Below are 255 nucleotides of genomic sequence, written 5' to 3' on the forward strand. Positions count from 1 at the left end.
AGCGCGGCCAGGTCGTGTGCAAGCCGGGTTCGGTGAAGCCGCACTCGAAGTTCAAGGCCGAGGCGTACATCCTGACCAAGGAGGAGGGCGGCCGCCACACGCCGTTCTTCACCAACTACCGGCCGCAGTTCTACTTCCGGACCACGGACGTGACCGGGATCTGCACGCTGCCGGAGGGCACCGAGATGGTGATGCCGGGCGACAACGTGACCATGGACGTGGCGCTGATCGTGCCGGTGGCCATGGAGGAGAAGC

1 protein-coding gene is annotated in these 255 nt (G+C 65.9%); it reads left to right on the plus strand.

Annotated elements, in window-relative coordinates; translation table 11 throughout:
• Nucleotides 1–255, plus strand: a 255-nt coding sequence (locus ACLBX8_RS32270) for an EF-Tu C-terminal domain-related protein (protein WP_447701458.1), incomplete at both ends; no start/stop codon positions are given.

It is taken from the genome of Methylobacterium sp. D48H (genome assembly GCF_053345715.1).